Annotated in this window: 29 protein-coding genes; all 29 read right to left on the bottom strand. The window is 51.3% G+C overall.

Annotation, left to right across the window (positions count from 1 at the left end):
• Positions 1 to 112: 112 nt before the first annotated feature.
• The 29 genes from map to PHF27_RS00285 all read right to left on the bottom strand — a co-directional run bounded on the left by map (position 113) and on the right by PHF27_RS00285 (position 16,728).
• Positions 113 to 859 (bottom strand): type I methionyl aminopeptidase, encoded by a 747-nt coding sequence (gene map / locus PHF27_RS00425; RefSeq protein ID WP_300064758.1) that lies wholly within the window; start codon positions 857 to 859, stop codon positions 113 to 115.
• Between the two features lie 2 nt (positions 860 to 861).
• The gene (locus PHF27_RS00420) at positions 862 to 1,509 is read right to left on the bottom strand and encodes an adenylate kinase (protein ID WP_300064755.1); all 648 of its coding nucleotides are present in this window, start codon (positions 1,507 to 1,509) and stop codon (positions 862 to 864) included.
• 12 nt (positions 1,510 to 1,521) lie between these two features.
• The gene (secY, locus tag PHF27_RS00415; protein ID WP_300064752.1) at positions 1,522 to 2,778 is read right to left on the bottom strand and encodes a preprotein translocase subunit SecY; all 1,257 of its coding nucleotides are present in this window, start codon (positions 2,776 to 2,778) and stop codon (positions 1,522 to 1,524) included.
• Positions 2,779 to 3,219, bottom strand: coding sequence for a 50S ribosomal protein L15 (gene rplO, locus PHF27_RS00410; protein WP_300064749.1), 441 nt, complete (start codon positions 3,217 to 3,219; stop codon positions 2,779 to 2,781).
• 19 nt (positions 3,220 to 3,238) lie between these two features.
• Positions 3,239 to 3,424: a 50S ribosomal protein L30 gene (rpmD, locus tag PHF27_RS00405; RefSeq protein WP_300064746.1), complete on the bottom strand. Its 186-nt coding sequence runs from the start codon at positions 3,422 to 3,424 to the stop codon at positions 3,239 to 3,241.
• A gap of 12 nt (positions 3,425 to 3,436) precedes the next feature.
• Positions 3,437 to 3,937, bottom strand: a complete 501-nt coding sequence (rpsE, locus tag PHF27_RS00400; protein ID WP_300064743.1) for a 30S ribosomal protein S5 — start codon at positions 3,935 to 3,937, stop codon at positions 3,437 to 3,439.
• A gap of 20 nt (positions 3,938 to 3,957) precedes the next feature.
• Positions 3,958 to 4,326 (bottom strand): 50S ribosomal protein L18, encoded by a 369-nt coding sequence (gene rplR, locus PHF27_RS00395; RefSeq protein WP_018703354.1) that lies wholly within the window; start codon positions 4,324 to 4,326, stop codon positions 3,958 to 3,960.
• A 25-nt stretch (positions 4,327 to 4,351) separates the two neighbouring features.
• A complete protein-coding gene (rplF, locus tag PHF27_RS00390) occupies positions 4,352 to 4,900 on the bottom strand; it encodes a 50S ribosomal protein L6 (RefSeq protein WP_300064740.1) in 549 nt (182 codons plus the stop codon).
• Between the two features lie 28 nt (positions 4,901 to 4,928).
• Complete coding sequence (rpsH, locus tag PHF27_RS00385) at positions 4,929 to 5,327, bottom strand: 30S ribosomal protein S8 (RefSeq protein WP_018703356.1); 399 nt, start codon at positions 5,325 to 5,327, stop codon at positions 4,929 to 4,931.
• A gap of 27 nt (positions 5,328 to 5,354) precedes the next feature.
• Positions 5,355 to 5,540, bottom strand: coding sequence for a type Z 30S ribosomal protein S14 (locus PHF27_RS00380; protein ID WP_018703357.1), 186 nt, complete (start codon positions 5,538 to 5,540; stop codon positions 5,355 to 5,357).
• Between the two features lie 15 nt (positions 5,541 to 5,555).
• On the bottom strand, positions 5,556 to 6,095 hold the full coding sequence (gene rplE / locus PHF27_RS00375; RefSeq protein ID WP_300064736.1) for a 50S ribosomal protein L5: 540 nt from the start codon (positions 6,093 to 6,095) through the stop codon (positions 5,556 to 5,558).
• Between the two features lie 26 nt (positions 6,096 to 6,121).
• Complete coding sequence (gene rplX, locus PHF27_RS00370; RefSeq protein WP_300064733.1) at positions 6,122 to 6,457, bottom strand: 50S ribosomal protein L24; 336 nt, start codon at positions 6,455 to 6,457, stop codon at positions 6,122 to 6,124.
• 19 nt (positions 6,458 to 6,476) lie between these two features.
• Positions 6,477 to 6,845, bottom strand: coding sequence for a 50S ribosomal protein L14 (gene rplN, locus PHF27_RS00365; protein WP_300064730.1), 369 nt, complete (start codon positions 6,843 to 6,845; stop codon positions 6,477 to 6,479).
• Positions 6,846 to 6,891: 46 nt separating this feature from the next.
• Positions 6,892 to 7,149, bottom strand: a complete 258-nt coding sequence (gene rpsQ / locus PHF27_RS00360; RefSeq protein WP_300064727.1) for a 30S ribosomal protein S17 — start codon at positions 7,147 to 7,149, stop codon at positions 6,892 to 6,894.
• Positions 7,150 to 7,191: 42 nt separating this feature from the next.
• On the bottom strand, positions 7,192 to 7,395 hold the full coding sequence (gene rpmC / locus PHF27_RS00355; protein WP_300064724.1) for a 50S ribosomal protein L29: 204 nt from the start codon (positions 7,393 to 7,395) through the stop codon (positions 7,192 to 7,194).
• Complete coding sequence (gene rplP, locus PHF27_RS00350; protein ID WP_300064721.1) at positions 7,385 to 7,828, bottom strand: 50S ribosomal protein L16; 444 nt, start codon at positions 7,826 to 7,828, stop codon at positions 7,385 to 7,387. The genes rpmC and rplP overlap by 11 nt, the downstream gene beginning before the upstream one ends.
• Positions 7,829 to 7,830: 2 nt before the next feature.
• Positions 7,831 to 8,493 carry a 30S ribosomal protein S3 gene (gene rpsC, locus PHF27_RS00345; protein ID WP_018703364.1) on the bottom strand — a complete coding sequence of 221 codons (663 nt, stop codon included), beginning with the start codon at positions 8,491 to 8,493 and terminating at the stop codon, positions 7,831 to 7,833.
• Between the two features lie 22 nt (positions 8,494 to 8,515).
• On the bottom strand, positions 8,516 to 8,848 hold the full coding sequence (rplV, locus tag PHF27_RS00340; RefSeq protein WP_018703365.1) for a 50S ribosomal protein L22: 333 nt from the start codon (positions 8,846 to 8,848) through the stop codon (positions 8,516 to 8,518).
• A 51-nt stretch (positions 8,849 to 8,899) separates the two neighbouring features.
• Positions 8,900 to 9,181 carry a 30S ribosomal protein S19 gene (gene rpsS / locus PHF27_RS00335; protein WP_300064714.1) on the bottom strand — a complete coding sequence of 94 codons (282 nt, stop codon included), beginning with the start codon at positions 9,179 to 9,181 and terminating at the stop codon, positions 8,900 to 8,902.
• 23 nt (positions 9,182 to 9,204) lie between these two features.
• Positions 9,205 to 10,032 (bottom strand): 50S ribosomal protein L2, encoded by an 828-nt coding sequence (gene rplB, locus PHF27_RS00330; RefSeq protein ID WP_300064712.1) that lies wholly within the window; start codon positions 10,030 to 10,032, stop codon positions 9,205 to 9,207.
• Between the two features lie 29 nt (positions 10,033 to 10,061).
• Entirely contained in the window at positions 10,062 to 10,349 is a 288-nt protein-coding gene (rplW, locus tag PHF27_RS00325) for a 50S ribosomal protein L23 (RefSeq protein ID WP_300064709.1), read from the bottom strand.
• A complete protein-coding gene (rplD, locus tag PHF27_RS00320; protein ID WP_300064706.1) occupies positions 10,349 to 10,975 on the bottom strand; it encodes a 50S ribosomal protein L4 in 627 nt (208 codons plus the stop codon). The genes rplW and rplD overlap by 1 nt, the downstream gene beginning before the upstream one ends.
• A gap of 33 nt (positions 10,976 to 11,008) precedes the next feature.
• Positions 11,009 to 11,650 carry a 50S ribosomal protein L3 gene (gene rplC, locus PHF27_RS00315; RefSeq protein WP_300064703.1) on the bottom strand — a complete coding sequence of 214 codons (642 nt, stop codon included), beginning with the start codon at positions 11,648 to 11,650 and terminating at the stop codon, positions 11,009 to 11,011.
• Between the two features lie 16 nt (positions 11,651 to 11,666).
• A complete protein-coding gene (rpsJ, locus tag PHF27_RS00310; protein WP_300064700.1) occupies positions 11,667 to 11,978 on the bottom strand; it encodes a 30S ribosomal protein S10 in 312 nt (103 codons plus the stop codon).
• 173 nt (positions 11,979 to 12,151) lie between these two features.
• Positions 12,152 to 13,339 (bottom strand): elongation factor Tu, encoded by a 1,188-nt coding sequence (gene tuf / locus PHF27_RS00305; protein WP_300064661.1) that lies wholly within the window; start codon positions 13,337 to 13,339, stop codon positions 12,152 to 12,154.
• A gap of 39 nt (positions 13,340 to 13,378) precedes the next feature.
• Positions 13,379 to 15,457: an elongation factor G gene (fusA, locus tag PHF27_RS00300; protein ID WP_300064697.1), complete on the bottom strand. Its 2,079-nt coding sequence runs from the start codon at positions 15,455 to 15,457 to the stop codon at positions 13,379 to 13,381.
• A gap of 34 nt (positions 15,458 to 15,491) precedes the next feature.
• Positions 15,492 to 15,962, bottom strand: a complete 471-nt coding sequence (gene rpsG, locus PHF27_RS00295; RefSeq protein ID WP_018704746.1) for a 30S ribosomal protein S7 — start codon at positions 15,960 to 15,962, stop codon at positions 15,492 to 15,494.
• Between the two features lie 32 nt (positions 15,963 to 15,994).
• Positions 15,995 to 16,378, bottom strand: a complete 384-nt coding sequence (rpsL, locus tag PHF27_RS00290) for a 30S ribosomal protein S12 (protein ID WP_300064692.1) — start codon at positions 16,376 to 16,378, stop codon at positions 15,995 to 15,997.
• A gap of 98 nt (positions 16,379 to 16,476) precedes the next feature.
• Positions 16,477 to 16,728 carry a ribosomal L7Ae/L30e/S12e/Gadd45 family protein gene (locus tag PHF27_RS00285; RefSeq protein WP_300064689.1) on the bottom strand — a complete coding sequence of 84 codons (252 nt, stop codon included), beginning with the start codon at positions 16,726 to 16,728 and terminating at the stop codon, positions 16,477 to 16,479.
• Positions 16,729 to 16,856: the final 128 nt, after the last annotated feature.

The raw sequence follows: 16,856 nt of genomic DNA, 5'->3' as shown, positions 1-16,856 counted from the left end.
CTGACAAATGGCTTCGTCCGTCCGGCCAGCCGCAAAAACGACCGGTCCAGACGCCGTTGCCGTGCATAACCGCCGTTTAGCAAGCTATACACTTTTCCTGCAGTCATTTCGTTCACAAACGTGTCAAAATTTCCGGTTCGCCATCAGTTACAGCAATGGTATGCTCAAAATGAGCCGACCATTTTTTGTCCCTAGTAATAACGGTCCAGTTGTCCCGCAGGGTTTTTACTTCATATGTCCCCATGTTAATCATGGGTTCAATCGCCAGAGTCATGCCAGGCTTCAGCCGCGGGCCGCGCCCGGGAGCGCCGTAGTTGGGAATTTGCGGATCTTCATGCATCTTGCGACCAATGCCATGTCCCACATAGTCGCGCACTACTCCATAACCAAATTCTTCCGCATGAATTTGAACAGCATGTGAGATATCATAGAGACGTTGATCAGCCACTGCTTGAGCAATACCTTTATAAAGCGATTCTTCCGTCACCTTCAGCAGCTGCGCTACTTCCGGAGCAACCTCCCCTACCGGGAAGGTCATGGCTGCATCGCCATAAAATCCATTAATCAACGTACCGATGTCGACGCTGATGATATCGCCGTTCTTAAGTTTCCTCGGCCCTGGAATTCCATGTACTACTTCTTCGTTTACCGAAGCGCAGATACTGCCGGGAAAACCATTATACCCTTTGAATGCCGGGATTGCACCGCGTTCGCGAATGTATTCGTCGGCGATTCGATCCAGTTCTTGTGTCGTCACGTCCGGTTTCACCGCTTGCCGGATGAGTTCCAGCGTTTCCGCCACAATCCGCCCAGCTTCACGCATGTAGGCGATTTCCTGTTGACTTTTCAGGACAATCATCGTTACGCGCCTCGCAATGTTTTCAGGATATCAGCCAACACTTTGTCAATGTCCTGTCGGCCATCAATTTCAGCATATACACCGCGATCCTGATAGTAATTTACGAGGGGACGGGTCTGCGCTTCGTAAACGTCCAAGCGGCTTTTTACGGTTGCCTCTTGGTCGTCGTTGCGCTGATAAAGCTCTCCATCGCAAGCATCGCAGCGATCCTTCTTGCTCGAAGGATTGAACGACACATGGTAGGTTGCACCGCAGGCACGGCAGATACGCCGACCTGTAATCCGGGCTACCAGATCTTCCGCCGGCACCGTGATGTTAATCACATGGTCCAGGCGGCTTTCCAGCTCCTCCAATGTCCGTCCCAGCGCTTCCGCTTGTTCTAAGGTCCGCGGAAAGCCATCCAGCAGAAAGCCTTGTTTGCAATCCGCCTTCGCTAAACGCTCGCGTACAATGCCGATAGTAATCTCATCAGGCACCAGTTGCCCGGCATCCATGCATGCCTTGGCTTTTTTACCAAGCTCCGTTCCTTCTTTAACAGCGGCACGAAACATGTCGCCGGTCGAAATATGCGGAATGCCCAGTTCTTTCACCAGTTGCGCCGCTTGAGTGCCTTTGCCGGCCCCAGGCGGTCCCATAAGCAAAATTTGCATGTTTGGTCCTCCTTACTTCATAAAGCCTTGATAGTGCCGCATCAATACGAGCGACTCTATTTGCTTCATTGTGTCCAGCGCCACACCCACAACAATGAGGAGGGCTGTGCCACCGAAGTAAACGCCCTGGATATCTGTCGCCCACACTACAAAGTTCGGCAAAATGGCGATCAGAGCCAAGAACAGCGAACCTGCCAGGGTGATCCGAGTCATGACGCGGTCCAGATAATCAGCGGTCGGTTTTCCTGGACGCAGACCTGGAATAAAACCGCCGTGTTTTTTCATATTCTCTGCCATATCCGAGACGTTAAAGGTAACCGCAGTATAGAAATACGTGAAAAACAGGATTAAAAGCGCATACAGAGTTGTCTGCAGCGGCGTTCCCCACGCAAACCATCCCGCCACCGTTTTCACCCATTCCACATCAATAAACTGGGCGATAGTTACCGGAAACATGAGCACGGATGACGCAAAGATTATCGGAATAACTCCCGCCTGGTTAACCTTCAGCGGGATATGAGTGGAATGACCGCCGTACATCTTGCGGCCAACTACCCGTTTAGCATACTGTACCGGAATGCGCCGCTGCCCTTGTTGGATGGCAATAACCAAAACAATCATGGCTATCGCAATCGTTAAGAACAACAACAGTTTAAACAAGCCGACCGTGCCAGCTTCGAAATACTGATAAATAACGTAGATGCCATCTGGAAGGCGGGAAACAATCCCCGCAAAGATGATCAGCGAAATACCATTGCCAATCCCTTTTTCGGTTATCTGTTCACCCAGCCACATCAAGAAGGTTGTCCCTGCCGTCAGCGTGAGGGCAATCAGAAGAATAGAGCCGATGCCTGGATTGATGATCGCGTGCTTCAAGCCAAGAGCCATGCCCAAAGCCTGCATAAACCCTAACACTACTGTACCGTAACGCGTGATTTGGGTCAGTTTTTTCCGACCCTCTTGCCCTTCTTTGCTCCACCGTTCAAAGGTCGGAACGACCACTGTCAGCAATTGCATGATAATGGAAGCATTGATGTAAGGGGTTATACTCATCGCGAAAATGGAAAACTTGCTCAGCGCACCGCCAGCAAACAGGTCCAACAGTCCAAACAGATTGCCGCTGGTAAACAGCTCTTCAATCACGGCTGCATCGACACCAGGTACAGGGATGTGAGTGCCAGCCCGGAACACCAGAAACATGATCAGCGTAAAGACGATCTTCTGGCGCAACTCAGGAATCTGAAAAACGTTCGACAGGGCTGCAAGCACCTAGAACACCTCGACTTTTCCGCCGGCAGCTTCGATCTTGGCAATAGCCGACTTGGTGAACCCATTGGCCTTTACGGTCAACGCTACGGTCAACTCGCCGCCGCCAAGAACACGCACGCCATCATGAACGTTCTTTAGAATGCCAGCTTCCACAAGGGCCACTGGATCCACCTCTGCGCCGGCTTCAAACCGATTCAAGGTAGCCACGTTCACTTCGGCGTACTCTTTCCCAAACTTGTTATAAAAACCGCGTTTAGGAAGCCGCAGGTATAAAGGCTTTTGACCGCCTTCAAAACCAGGGCGAGTACCGCCGCCGCTGCGAGCCTTCTGGCCTTTATGACCTTTGCCAGAAGTTTTTCCCAGACCGGAACCAAGGCCGCGGCCAAGGCGAGTGCGGGTCTTTTTCGAGCCGGGCACCGGAGCTAATTCATGCAATTTCATCGTTAGCGCCTCCTCTCGTTTAGTTTTGCTGTTCTTCAACAGTAACTAGATGTTCTACTTTGCGGATCATACCGCGGATAACAGGGGTATCTTCCTGCTCAACGCAGCTGTTGATCTTCCCGAGACCCAGAGCTTTTACAGTGGCACGCTGGTCTTCAGGACGACCGATCAGGCTACGCGTCAGCTTAATGTTGAGTTTCGCCATTGTTTCTCCTCCTTAGCCCAGCAGTTCCTGCACGGACTTGCCACGCAGAGCCGCCACTTCTTCGGCTCTCTTCAGCTGTTCAAGACCGCGAAGAGTAGCACGCACCATGTTGTTGGGATTCGAAGAACCCAGCGACTTGGTGAGAATGTCGTGAATACCAGCCAGCTCCAATACCGCACGGGCAGGGCCGCCAGCAATAACACCGGTACCTTCGGAAGCAGGTTTCAGCAGAACTTTGCCTGCGCCGAACACACCGAGAATTTGATGAGGAATTGTAGTACCGACAATCGGCACCTTAATGAGATTTTTCTTGGCGTCTTCAACGCCTTTACGGATGGCTTCCGGAACTTCCCCAGCTTTGCCGAGGCCTGCGCCGACATGACCGTTCTCATCGCCCACGACGACCAGGGCACTGAAGGAGAAGCGGCGACCACCCTTGACGACCTTGGCTACGCGGTTAATGAAAACCACTTTTTCCTGCAGGTCGAGGGATGTATGGTCAATTTTGGCCATGACTGTACCTCCTTGTCCTCTTAGAATTGCAGCCCAGCTTCACGCGCACTTTGCGCTAAAGCAGCTACGCGACCATGGTAGATGTAACCGCCGCGATCAAATACTACTTGAGAAATACCTTTCTCAAGAGCACGCTTGGCTACGGCAGCGCCAACCAGCTTGGACGCTTCACAATTGCCGCCTTTGGCGACTTGTTCCCGAATGTCTTTATCCATGGTGCTGGCAGAAACCAACGTTACGCCTGCCACATCATCAATGATTTGCGCATAAATATGATGCAGGCTGCGGAACACATTCAAACGGGGTTTAGCCGCTGTGCCGCTGACGTTTTTGCGCACCCGCAGGTGGCGCTTCTGCCGCGAATCGTTTTTTACAGGTTTACGAAGCACTGTGTTCACTCCTTTCGCCTATGGCTTACTTCTTACCCTTGCCGCCGGCTTTACCGACTTTGCGACGAACTACTTCGCCTTCGTACTTGATGCCTTTGCCTTTGTACGGTTCTGGCTCGCGGTAACCGCGAATCTTCGCCGCCAGGGCGCCCACAGCCTCTTTGTTAATGCCTGAAACTACGATTCTATTCGGAGCAGGCACATCCAACGCAAGACCCTGGGGAGGCTCAACCTCGACAGGATGGGAAAAGCCAAGAGAAAGGGTTACTTTATTGCCGGACTTAGCGGCGCGATAACCAACACCATTGATTTCCAAGGTCTTGGTAAAGCCTTCCGTTACGCCCACAACCATATTGTTGATCAACGTACGAGTGAGACCGTGCAAGGAACGATGTTCCTTCACATCACTGGGACGCTCAACAGTCAGCGTGTTTTCTTCGATTTTAATCGTCAAAGCTTTGGCGACTTCACGCGTCAGTTCGCCTTTAGGGCCTTTCACTGTGACAACGTTGCCATCCAAATTGATGGTTACGCCTGCCGGAATAGTGATAGGCATTCTACCAATACGCGACATGTATTACACCTCCTAGAGACAGAACTTCTTACCAAACGTAGGCGACTACTTCGCCGCCGAGGCCCTCGCGACGAGCCTGCTTGTCGGTCATGATGCCCTGCGATGTTGAAATAATGGCGATACCGAGGCCGCCCAAAACTCGGGGCAGCTGCTCTTTTTTCGCGTATACGCGCAATCCCGGTTTGGAAATGCGTTTGAGGCCGGTGATGACTTTCTCGCGGTTCGGGCCGTATTTGAGGCTCAACCGAAGAACGCCTTGTTTATTGTCGTTGACGAGATCATAGTCCTTAATGAAACCCTCGCGTTTGAGAATTTCGGCCATCGCCTGCTTCACTTTGGAAGCGGGGATCTCCACTTTATCATGATGCACCGAGTTCGCATTACGAATCCGGGTAAGCATGTCAGCGATCGGATCAGTCATTACCATGAGAACAAACCTCCTTCCTGTGCTTGGTTACCAGCTAGCTTTCGTAACGCCCGGAATTGCGCCTTTATAGCTCAGTTCCCGGAAGCAGATACGGCACATCTCGAACTTGCGGATGTAAGCATGCGGGCGACCGCAAATCTTGCAGCGATTGTATTTGCGAACCTTGAATTTAGGTTCTTTTTTCCATTTTTCAATCAAAGCTGTCTTGGCCACAACTGTCCCTCCTTTTTACGCGCTGAAGGGCATGCCCATCAGCTTCAACAGTTCCCGCGCCTCTTCATCAGTTTTGGCAGTGGTAACAATGATTATATCCATGCCGCGGATCTTGTCGACTTTGTCGTACTCGATCTCGGGGAAAATCAGTTGTTCCTTGATGCCCAGGGTGTAGTTGCCGCGTCCGTCAAAGGACTTCGGGCTAACACCGCGGAAGTCGCGTACACGAGCCAATGCGACATTGAACAGCTTGTCTACAAAGTAGTACATGCGTTCACCGCGCAAGGTAACTTTGGCGCCAATCGGCATACCCGCACGAATCTTAAAGGCAGCCACGGATTTTTTAGCACGAGTGACAACCGGTTTTTGTCCGGAAATCAGTGTCATATCCGCTACCGCAGAGTCAATCACTTTCGGATTGGCCACTGCTTCGCCGATTCCCATATTCAAAACAACTTTTTCGATTTTAGGGATTTCCATGACGTTCTTGTATCCGAACTTTTCCATCATCGCTTTCGCGACTTCGCTAGTATATTTCTCTTTCAGTCTGACCACAAGTGGTACCCTCCTTTCGTGCTGGGTTATTTATCCTTGTCAATTGTTTCGCCGCATTTTTTGCAAACGCGAACTTTACCACCGTTAGCAAGCACATTGCTTTTTACCCGAGTTGCTTTGTCGCAAGCGGGACACACCAGCATCAGCTTCGCAGCATGTACCGGCGCTTCCTTAACAATGATGCCCCCTTGAGGATTGCTTTGAGACGGTTTGGTATGACGTTTTACTTTGTTGATGCCTTCTACAACAGCTTTTCCCTTTTTGGGAATCGCCTGAATTACAGCACCAGTTTTTCCTTTGTCCTTACCGGACAGGACCATGACTTTATCGCCTTTTTTGACGTGCAATTTGGCTTCTGACATGCCGGATTTCCCTCCTGACTTAGATTACTTCCGGTGCCAGCGAGACAATCTTCATAAAGTCTTTCTCACGCAGCTCTCTCGCAACCGGTCCAAAAATACGGGTCCCGCGGGGACTCTTGTCTTCTTTGATGACAACGGCGGCGTTCTCGTCAAAACGAATGTAGGAACCGTCTTGACGGCGCAGGCCCTTGTGAGACCGTACGACAACAGCTTTCACTACATCGCCTTTCTTGACCACGCCACCGGGCGTTGCGTCCTTAACGGAAGCGACGATGATGTCGCCGATATTGGCATAGCGCCGGTAGGAACCGCCCAATACACGAATGCACATAACTTTTTTAGCACCGGTATTATCAGCAACATTAAGAATGGTTTGTTGTTGGATCATCCTTGCTCCCTCCTTCAAGCCTGAAATTTTTCAAAAGTTAAAGCGATTACTTCGCTTTCTCAAGAATTTCAACAACTCTCCAACGTTTATCTTTGGAGAGAGGGCGTGTTTCCATCAAGGAAACAATATCCCCAGGCTTGCACTCATTGTTTTCATCATGAGCCTTGAAGGTAACCGTTTTCTTCACAGCCTTTTTGTACAACGGATGCTGTACAGTACGCTCCATGGCTACGACTATAGTCTTATCCATTTTATCGCTTACCACACGGCCAATGCGGTTTTTACGCTCGTTTCTTTCACTCACGTCCGATATGCCTCCTTCCATCTGCGACTTGGCGCTGTTTCCTTACGCTTCTTGGGTTTTGATTTCCATTTCCCGTTGAATGGTTTTCACGCGAGCGATGGTTTTCTTAACTTCCTTGAGGCGCATGGGGTTTTCCAGCTGACCAGTCGCATGCTGAAATCTCAGGTGAAACAATTCATCTTTCAGGCCAGCCAATTTTTGATCGAGCTCGGCGGCGTTCATATCACGGATTTCTTTAGCCTTCATTTGCTTCACCACCCACTTCCTGAGCTTTCTCCCGCACAACAAACTGGGTCCGAATCGGGAGTTTGTGAGCAGCCAGACGCATAGCTTCTTTTGCTACATCTTCGGCAACGCCATCCATTTCAAACATGACGCGACCCGGTTTTACAACAGCCACCCAATATTCGGGCGAGCCTTTACCGCTACCCATGCGAGTTTCAGCCGGCTTAGCCGTAACCGGCTTATCCGGGAAAATTTTGATCCAGACTTTACCGCCACGTTTAATGTAACGAGTCATGGCAATACGAGCAGCCTCGATTTGGCGGTTGGTAATCCAAGCCGGTTCAAGAGCTACCAAACCGTATTCGCCGTGGCTCACGGTGTTGCCTCTTTGGGCTTTGCCCTTCATGCGACCCCGGAACTGTTTGCGATGCTTAACGCGTTTCGGCAACAACATGATTATTCGCCCCCTTCTTGAGCGGCAGGTTTCTTGGCTTCAGGCAAAATCTCGCCTTTGTAGATCCACACCTTAACGCCGATACGTCCATAGGTAGTAGCGGCTTCTGCAAAACCGTAATCAATGTCGGCACGCAGAGTGTGCAGAGGAATGCTGCCTTCGCGATAGCTTTCGCTACGGGCAATTTCAGCCCCGCCAAGACGGCCGCCACACATGATTTTAATTCCTTTAGCGCCCATACGCATCGTACGGCCAACAGATTGCTTCATAGCACGACGGAAAGCAATACGACGTTCAAGCTGAGCTGCAATGTTCTCAGCAACCAACTGCGAAGACAATTCCGGATGCTTGATTTCTGCAATGTTGATGTCGAGCTGTTTTTCGGTCAGCTTGCGCAAACCTTTTTTCAGGGCTTCAATACCTGCGCCGCCGCGGCCGATAACCATACCCGGTTTCGCAGTATGAATGTTAATGCGTACACGGTTGGAAGCGCGTTCGATCACAACCTGAGATACGCCAGCAGCAAATGCCGCTTTTTTAATAAAGTCACGAATCTTGATATCTTCATGCAAGTTTTTTGCATAATCTTTATCGGCGTACCATTTGGCATCCCAAGTCTTGATTACGCCGAGTCTAAAACCATGAGGATTGACTTTTTGACCCACTAGATGTTCCCTCCTTCTCCGCTTATCGTTCCTGAACGACCACGGTCACATGGCTGGAGCGCTTCAAAATCTTGAAGGCTTGCCCACGAGACCGAGGATGAATGCGTTTCATCGTGGGACCCTGATCGACATATACTGCCGATACATAGAGGTTGTCGACATTGAGGTCAAGATTGTTCTCAGCATTAGCAACAGCTGACTTCAAAACCTTCTCAACAACTTCAGTACCCACTTTGGGAGTGTATTTCAATATAGCAAATGCTTCACCCACATTTTTACCGCGGATCAAGTCAATAACGACTCTCACTTTGCGCGGCGCAATGCGGATATTCTTGGCAACCGCTTTGGCTTCCATGCACTAGCCCCCTTTCGGTATGATCACTGCGCTAAACGCAGCCCGCAGCGCTTAGCGCAGCGAAGTGGATTTTTCCGAGCCGGCGTGACCTTTATAGGTGCGGGTCGGAGCGAATTCGCCCAGCTTATGGCCGACCATGTCTTCGGTCACATAGACCGGAACATGTTTGCGGCCGTCATGCACAGCGATGGTATGGCCCACAAAATTCGGCAGAATTGTCGAACTGCGGGACCAGCATTTTACGACCTTTTTATCGCCGCTAGCATTCATAGTATCAATTTTCTTCATCAAGCTTTCATGCACAAAAGGTCCTTTTTTAATGGATCTGGACACGACTTTGGCCTCCCTTCACGCGGTTATTTCGTGCGTCGTTTGACGATCATTTTGTCGGACTGTTTGCTGCGACGGGTTTTCACGCCATGCGCGCATTTGCCCCAAGGCGTAACCGGATGCTTGCGGCCCACCGGCGAACGGCCTTCACCACCGCCATGCGGATGATCGCAAGGGTTCATTGCTACGCCGCGGTTAGCGGGACGCACGCCCAACCAACGAGAACGGCCAGCTTTGCCGATCGTAATGTTTTCATGTTCCAAGTTGCCAACCTGGCCGATGGTTGCACGGCAGTTAACATGCACTTTGCGCAATTCGCCCGAGGGCAAACGCAAAAGAGCAGTGCCGCCTTCTTTAGCCATCAACTGAGCGGAAGCGCCGGCGCTGCGTACCATCTGGCCGCCTTTGCCAATCTTCATCTCAATGTTGTGCAGCATGGTACCGACGGGGATGTTCACCATCGGCAACGCATTGCCTACTTTAATGTCGGCTTCTGGACCGCTTTCCACTTTGTCTCCCACTTTAAGACCATGGGGCGCCAAAATGTAGCGCTTTTCGCCGTCTAAATAATGAAGCAACGCAATATAAGCGGAACGATTCGGATCATATTCCACAGACGCTACTTTGGCGACAATGCCGTCCTTGTTGCGTTTGAAGTCGATGAGACGATACATGCGCTTATGACCGCCGCCTTGATGACGTACAGTCAGTCTGCCTTGTTGGTTGCGGCCGCCTTTTTTAGTCAGACGTACCAGCAAAGAACGTTCCGGTTTGTCGGTAGTAACTTCATCGAAGCTGGCTACCGTCATAAAACGTCTGCCGGCAGAATAAGGTTTAAACGATTTTACTGCCATAATTGCCCCTCCTTTTCGGTGTTATCGGCTTAGACCCCTTCGAAGAACGCAATGCTCTGGCCGGGGGCCAGTTTGACGATAGCTTTCTTGAAATCGGGGCGTTTTCCTTCGTGTTTGCCCATGCGCTTAGTTTTACCCATTACACGCACAGTGTTCACAGCCTCAACCTGGACTTTGAACATTTTTTCCACAGCCTGGCGGATTTCCACCTTCGTGGCTTTGAGCGATACGATAAAGGTATATTTGCTTTCCTCCATCAACTGATTGCTTTTCTCTGTGATGACAGGACGAACAAGCACGTCGCACAAGTTTTCCATTATGCCAGCACCTCCTCAATACGGGTGACTGCCTCTTTGGTAACGAAAACCCGATCATAATGGAGCAGGTCCATTACATTCAGGCCCATGCTGGTAATGGTTTTAACGCTCGGAAGGTTGCGGGCAGACTTGAATACGCTTTCCACTTCTTCCGCCGTAATGATCAGGGCTTTCTGCTCGGAAGCATTGAAATCACCCATCATTTTAATGACCTGTTTGGTTTTGGGAGCTTCAAAATCGAGGCCCTCCAGAACCACCAGCTCGCCGTCCTGCACTTTAGAAGTCAGAGCGGACTTAAGAGCCAAACGACGCTGTTTACGGGGCATGCTGAACGCATAGGAACGGGGTTGCGGTCCGAAAACCGTGCCGCCGCCGACCCACAACGGAGAGCGAATGCTGCCGGCGCGAGCGCGTCCGGTTCCTTTTTGTTTCCAGGGTTTTTTGCCGCCACCGCGTACAAAACCTCTGGTCTTTGTGGACGCATTACCTTGACGCTGGCTGGCCATCTGCATAACTACTGCTTGATGAAGCACAGCCTCGTTCACTTCCACAGCGAACACGCTATCATTCAGTTCCACTTCACCGGTTTGCTTGCCGGTGATATCATATACTGCCACTTTCGGCATATAGCACATCCTCCTTTCAAGAAACCGGCGAATTTATTTGCCGGGTTTCACCGTGTTCTTGATGATGACCAGACCTTTTTTCGGGCCGGGGATGGCGCCTTTGATTAAGATCAGGTTGCGCTCGGTGTCGATACGAACGACGCTGAGACGCTGAATGGTCACGCGTTGACCACCCATTTGTCCAGGCAATTTCTTGCCTTTGAATACTTTGCCGCCGCCGCCGCTCATGCGAGGGCCGATAGAACCGGGTTCACGGTGCGATTTCGAGCCGTGGCCCATAGGTCCGCGTGCAAAGTTATGGCGCTTGATGCCGCCTGCAAAGCCTTTACCTTTAGCCGTGCCGACTACGTCCACCATTTCACCGGCTGCAAAGGTGTCAACACCAATGATTTGTCCAGCAGTGAATTCGGAAGCGTCCGCCAGGCGGATTTCCCGGATGAATTTTACGGGGGTCACGCCAGCTTTTGCAAAAACTCCCTGCATCGGCTTGGTGACGTTTTTATCTTTCACGGCTCCAAAACCAAGTTGAACCGCATTGTAGCCGTCGTTTTCAACCGTTTTGTTTCCTACGACAACGCATTGTCCGGCTTCGACTACCGTTACCGGAACCACTTTCCCCTCTTCGGTGAAAATCTGCGTCATACCCAGTTTTTTGCCAAGAATGCTTTTTGCCATGTTCTGCCACCTCCTCCTACAGCTTGATTTCGATATCCACACCGGCCGGCAGGTCGAGGCGCATGAGGGAATCTACCGTTTTGGATGTCGGTTCCAGGATATCAATCAAACGTTTATGCGTACGCATTTCAAATTGTTCCCGCGAATCCTTGTTTACATGAGGAGAACGCAGGATAGTGAAAATATTTTTCTCTGTAGGAAGCGGAATCGGCCCGGACACCATGGCGCCGGTTCTTTTCGCAGTTTCTACGATCTTAGCAGCACTCTGATCAAGAGCTTTGTGATCGTACGCCTTCAAGCGGATTCTGATTTTTTGTTGCTTAGGCATTCGTATGAATCCTCCTTATCGCCCAGTTTCTTAGAACGGACATTTCTCAGCAGGAATTTCCCCCGGAACTCAGCCGGGCCACCTCCTGCATCATCGCAAACACCGTTATTCAATTGTATTGCCATAGCGGCGATAAGCCGCCGCTATGGCCAAAACCATTTGCATTAAGATGTTTACGCGTTGATTGCGGTAACTACGCCGGCGCCGACGGTGCGGCCGCCTTCGCGGATAGCAAAACGCAGACCTTCTTCAACGGCGATGGGGGTAATCAGTTCGATGGCCATCTGCACGTTGTCGCCAGGCATAACCATTTCCGTGCCTTCAGGCAAGGTGATCACGCCGGTTACGTCGGTCGTACGGAAGTAGAACTGCGGACGATAGCCGTTAAAGAACGGAGTGTGACGGCCGCCTTCTTCTTTGGACAGTACGTATACTTCGCCCATGAATTTCGTGTGAGGCTTAATGGAACCCGGCTTAGCCAAAACCTGGCCGCGCTGGATGTCTTTGCGCTCAACGCCGCGCAGCAGCGCGCCGATGTTGTCGCCAGCTACAGCGGAGTCCAGCAATTTGCGGAACATTTCCACGCCTGTGCAGACCGTTTGTTTCGCTTCTTCCATCATGCCTACGATTTCAATCGTGTCGCCCACTTTGACAACGCCACGTTCCACACGGCCCGTAGCCACGGTGCCGCGGCCGGTAATCGTGAAGACGTCCTCGACAGGCATCAGGAATGCTTTGTCGGTATCGCGTTCAGGAGTAGGGATGTAGCTGTCAACAGCTGCCATCAAATCAAGGATTTTCTGCTCATACTCGGCGTCGCCTTCCAGCGCTTTCAAGGCCGAGCCGCTGATGACCGGGATGTCGTCGCCGGGGAATTCGTAGCTCGAGAGCAATTCGCGAACTTCCATTTCCACCAGTTCCATCAATTCCGGATCGTCAACCATGTCCGCTTTGTTCAAGAATACAACCAGAGCCGGCACGCCAACCTGGCGGCTCAGCAGGATGTGCTCGCGGGTCTGGGGCATCGGGCCGTCAGCGGCGCTTACCACCAGAATGCCGCCGTCCATCTGCGCAGCACCGGTAATCATGTTTTTAACATAGTCAGCATGACCAGGGCAGTCCACGTGAGCATAGTGACGGTTAGCCGTCTCGTACTCAACGTGGGCGGTGTTGATGGTGATGCCGCGTTCGCGCTCTTCCGGCGCCTTGTCGATCATGTCGTAACCCATGAATTGAGCGCCACCGGTTTTGGACAGCACTTTCGTGATGGCCGCAGTCAGCGTCGTTTTGCCATGGTCAACGTGACCGATGGTACCGATATTCACATGGGGCTTGTTTCTTTCAAACTTCTGTTTTGCCATTTGTGATTTGCCTCCTTGCTATAAGCTAATATGGCTCGCTTAGACGCCGCGCACTTTGGCGACAATCGCTTCGGCGATATTTTTCGGCACGTCTTCGTAATGGTCGAATTCCATAGAGTAGTTACCACGTCCTTGCGTCTTAGAACGCAAGTCAGTAGCGTAACCGAACATTTCCGCCAGCGGCACGAAGGCGCGAATGGATTGAGCGCCGTTGCGGGCTTCCATACCTTCAATGCGTCCGCGGCGAGAGTTCAAGTCGCCAATGACGTCTCCCATGTAATCTTCCGGTACGATGACTTCCACTTTCATATATGGTTCAAGCAATGCAGGCTGAGCTTTCGCCGCCCCTGCTTTAAAGCCCATGGATCCGGCAATTTTGAAAGCCATTTCCGAGGAGTCAACATCATGGTAAGAACCGTCAAAGACAGTAACCTGAATGTCTACCATCGGATAGCCAGCAATAACACCATTTTCCATAGCTTCCTTGATACCATTTTCAATCGGCTGAATATATTCGCGAGGAACTACGCCGCCGACGATTTTGTTGACAAAAGTAAAACCAGCACCAGGTTCTTGCGGGTCCAATTTGAGCCAGCAATGACCATATTGGCCGCGGCCGCCGGACTGACGCACAAACTTGCCTTCCGCTTCGACACTCTTGCGAATGGTCTCGCGGTAAGCAACCTGCGGTTTGCCCACGCTGCAATCGACTTTGAACTCGCGCAGCATACGGTCAACGATAATTTCCAAGTGCAGTTCGCCCATGCCGGAAATAATGGTCTGCCCTGTTTCAGCATCCGTAAAGGTCCGGAAAGTCGGATCTTCTTCCGCCAAACGCGATAAAGCAATACCCATTTTTTCCTGGTCAGCCTTGGTCTTTGGTTCTACCGCTACGGAAATAACCGGCTCGGGGAAAACCATCGTCTCAAGGATAATGCTTGCTTTCTCATCACAGAGAGTATCACCAGTCGTTGTGTCTTTCAGTCCCACCGCAGCAGCGATGTCGCCAGTGTAGGCGATTTCGATTTCTTCACGACGGTTAGCATGCATTTGCAGGATGCGGCCAATGCGCTCCTTTTTGCCTTTCGTCGAGTTGAAAACGTAAGAACCGGAAGCCAGCGCGCCGGAGTAAACCCGGAAGAAAGAAAGACGGCCCACGAAGGGGTCTGCCATGATTTTGAACGCCAATGCGGAGAAAGGCAGTTCGTCGCTGGCAGCGCGCTCATCTTCTTCGCCGGTATCGGGGTCAACGCCTTTGATCGCCGGAATATCCAGCGGCGAAGGCATGTAATCCACAACGCCGTCCAAAAGAGGCTGTACGCCTTTGTTCTTGTAAGAAGAACCGCAGAAAACCGGAGTCATTTTGCAAGCAATGGTCGCTTTACGAATGCCTGCTTTGATTTCTTCCTTGGTCAGCTCTTCGCCTTCCAAGTATTTCATCATCAGCTCGTCATCGTTTTCAGCCACTGCATCCAGAAGCGCCTGGCGATATTCTTCCGCCTGCTCCTGCATGTCTTCGGGGATCTCGCTAGCTTCACTGGTCTTGCCCAGGTCGTCCGTATAAAAGACGGCCTTCATGTCGACGAGGTCTACAAAGCCCTTAAAGGTATCTTCATAGCCAATCGGCAGTTGCAACGGCACCGGATGGGCGCCGAGGCGGCTTTTCATCATATCCACAACACGGAAGAAATCCGCGCCGAGAATATCCATTTTGTTAACATAGGCCATACGAGGCACGCTGTACTTGTCAGCTTGCCGCCACACCGTTTCCGACTGCGGCTCAACGCCACCCTTTGCGCAGAAAACGGCTACCGAGCCGTCCAGCACGCGCAAGGAACGCTCCACTTCTACCGTGAAGTCCACGTGACCAGGTGTGTCAATGATGTTGATGCGATGATCATTCCACTGGCAGGTAGTAGCAGCCGAGGTAATGGTAATCCCACGCTCTTGCTCCTGTACCATCCAGTCCATGGTCGCAGCGCCATCATGCACTTCGCCGATTTTGTGTACCCGACCGGTATAGAAAAGGATGCGTTCAGTAGTAGTGGTTTTGCCGGCGTCGATATGTGCCATGATGCCGATGTTCCGTGTTTTCTCAAGAGGAAACTTACGGGCCACTGTTTTCACTCCTTATCTTGAACACAACCCTGTTTTACCAGCGATAATGTGCAAACGCTTTATTGGCTTCCGCCATTTTATGCGTATCTTCTTTTTTCTTGATCGTAGCGCCAGTGCTGTTCGCTGCATCCATCAGCTCGGCAGCCAAACGCTCCATCATGGTTTTTTCGCCGCGCAGACGCGCGTAGTTTACCAACCAGCGAATTCCCAGGGACAGGCGACGGTCAGGACGCACTTCCACAGGAACTTGGTAGTTCGCACCGCCAACACGACGAGCGCGTACTTCCAGGACCGGCATGGCATTTTTTAGAGCCGCTTCGAATACTTCCATCGGATCTTTGCCAGTTTTGGCGCGCATTACTTCGAATGCATCATATACAATGCCTTCGGCAACGCCTTTTTTGCCATCCAACATAACTTTGTTGATGAACCGGGTTACAAGCTTGGAGTTGTATACCGGATCTGCCAACACGTCACGCTTCGGCACAGGACCTTTTCTCGGCATAATACCCCTCCTAAACCTTACTCATGCGAAATTTATTTTTTCGCAGCCTTCGGACGTTTTGCACCGTATTTAGAACGGCTCTGGTTGCGATTGGCCACACCGGCGGAATCAAGAGCTCCGCGCACAATATGGTAACGCACACCCGGCAAGTCCTTAACACGGCCACCACGAATCAGGACCACGCTATGCTCCTGCAGGTTATGACCAATGCCAGGAATGTACGCTGTTACTTCGATCGAGTTGGTCAGACGCACCCTTGCTACTTTCCGAAGAGCAGAGTTCGGTTTTTTCGGAGTTGTCGTATATACTCTCGTGCAAACGCCACGCTTTTGCGGGCATTCCTTCATGGCGGGAGCAGTCGATTTCTTCACCATTTGTTCTCTGCTTTTACGAACCAATTGGTTAATTGTCGGCATTACTGTTGCACCTCCTTCCCCATCACTGGGATTTAGAATTTAAAACATCCCGCGTCGGCAAGCCGCCACGGAAGGTTTAACAAAAAAAGAACGCCCTCTCACATATCGCGGAGAAGCGCCACAGCCGAAGCGCCGACTTCAATTCCACACGCTCGACCCAGCTCTTGCATCGTTGCCGATTCGTCCAGGGATACATTGTGCTTTTCCACAAGAGCCAATAGCCCTTGTACTAGCCGCGGTTCCGCATCAGCCGCCACATATACCGTGACCGCCTCATCCCGCTCTACCGCTTTGCTTACCTGTTTAATCCCGACAACCTTGCGGTTTACCTTGAAAGCATCCGGTTTCATCTCACTCACCTCGCTTGAAAGACTTCTTTCAAAAGGCAGATTTACACTTCCATTTCAAGGCACTACCTAATATTATCACTCGCCTTGTGGAGTGTCAATAAAAAACAACGAAGAAAATGCCATTTTTC

Origin of the sequence: Anaeromusa sp. (assembly GCF_028691475.1) — a bacterium.
Classification (GTDB): Bacteria; Bacillota; Negativicutes; order Anaeromusales; family Anaeromusaceae; genus Anaeromusa.
This window is presented reverse-complemented; position numbering and strand designations above follow the sequence as displayed.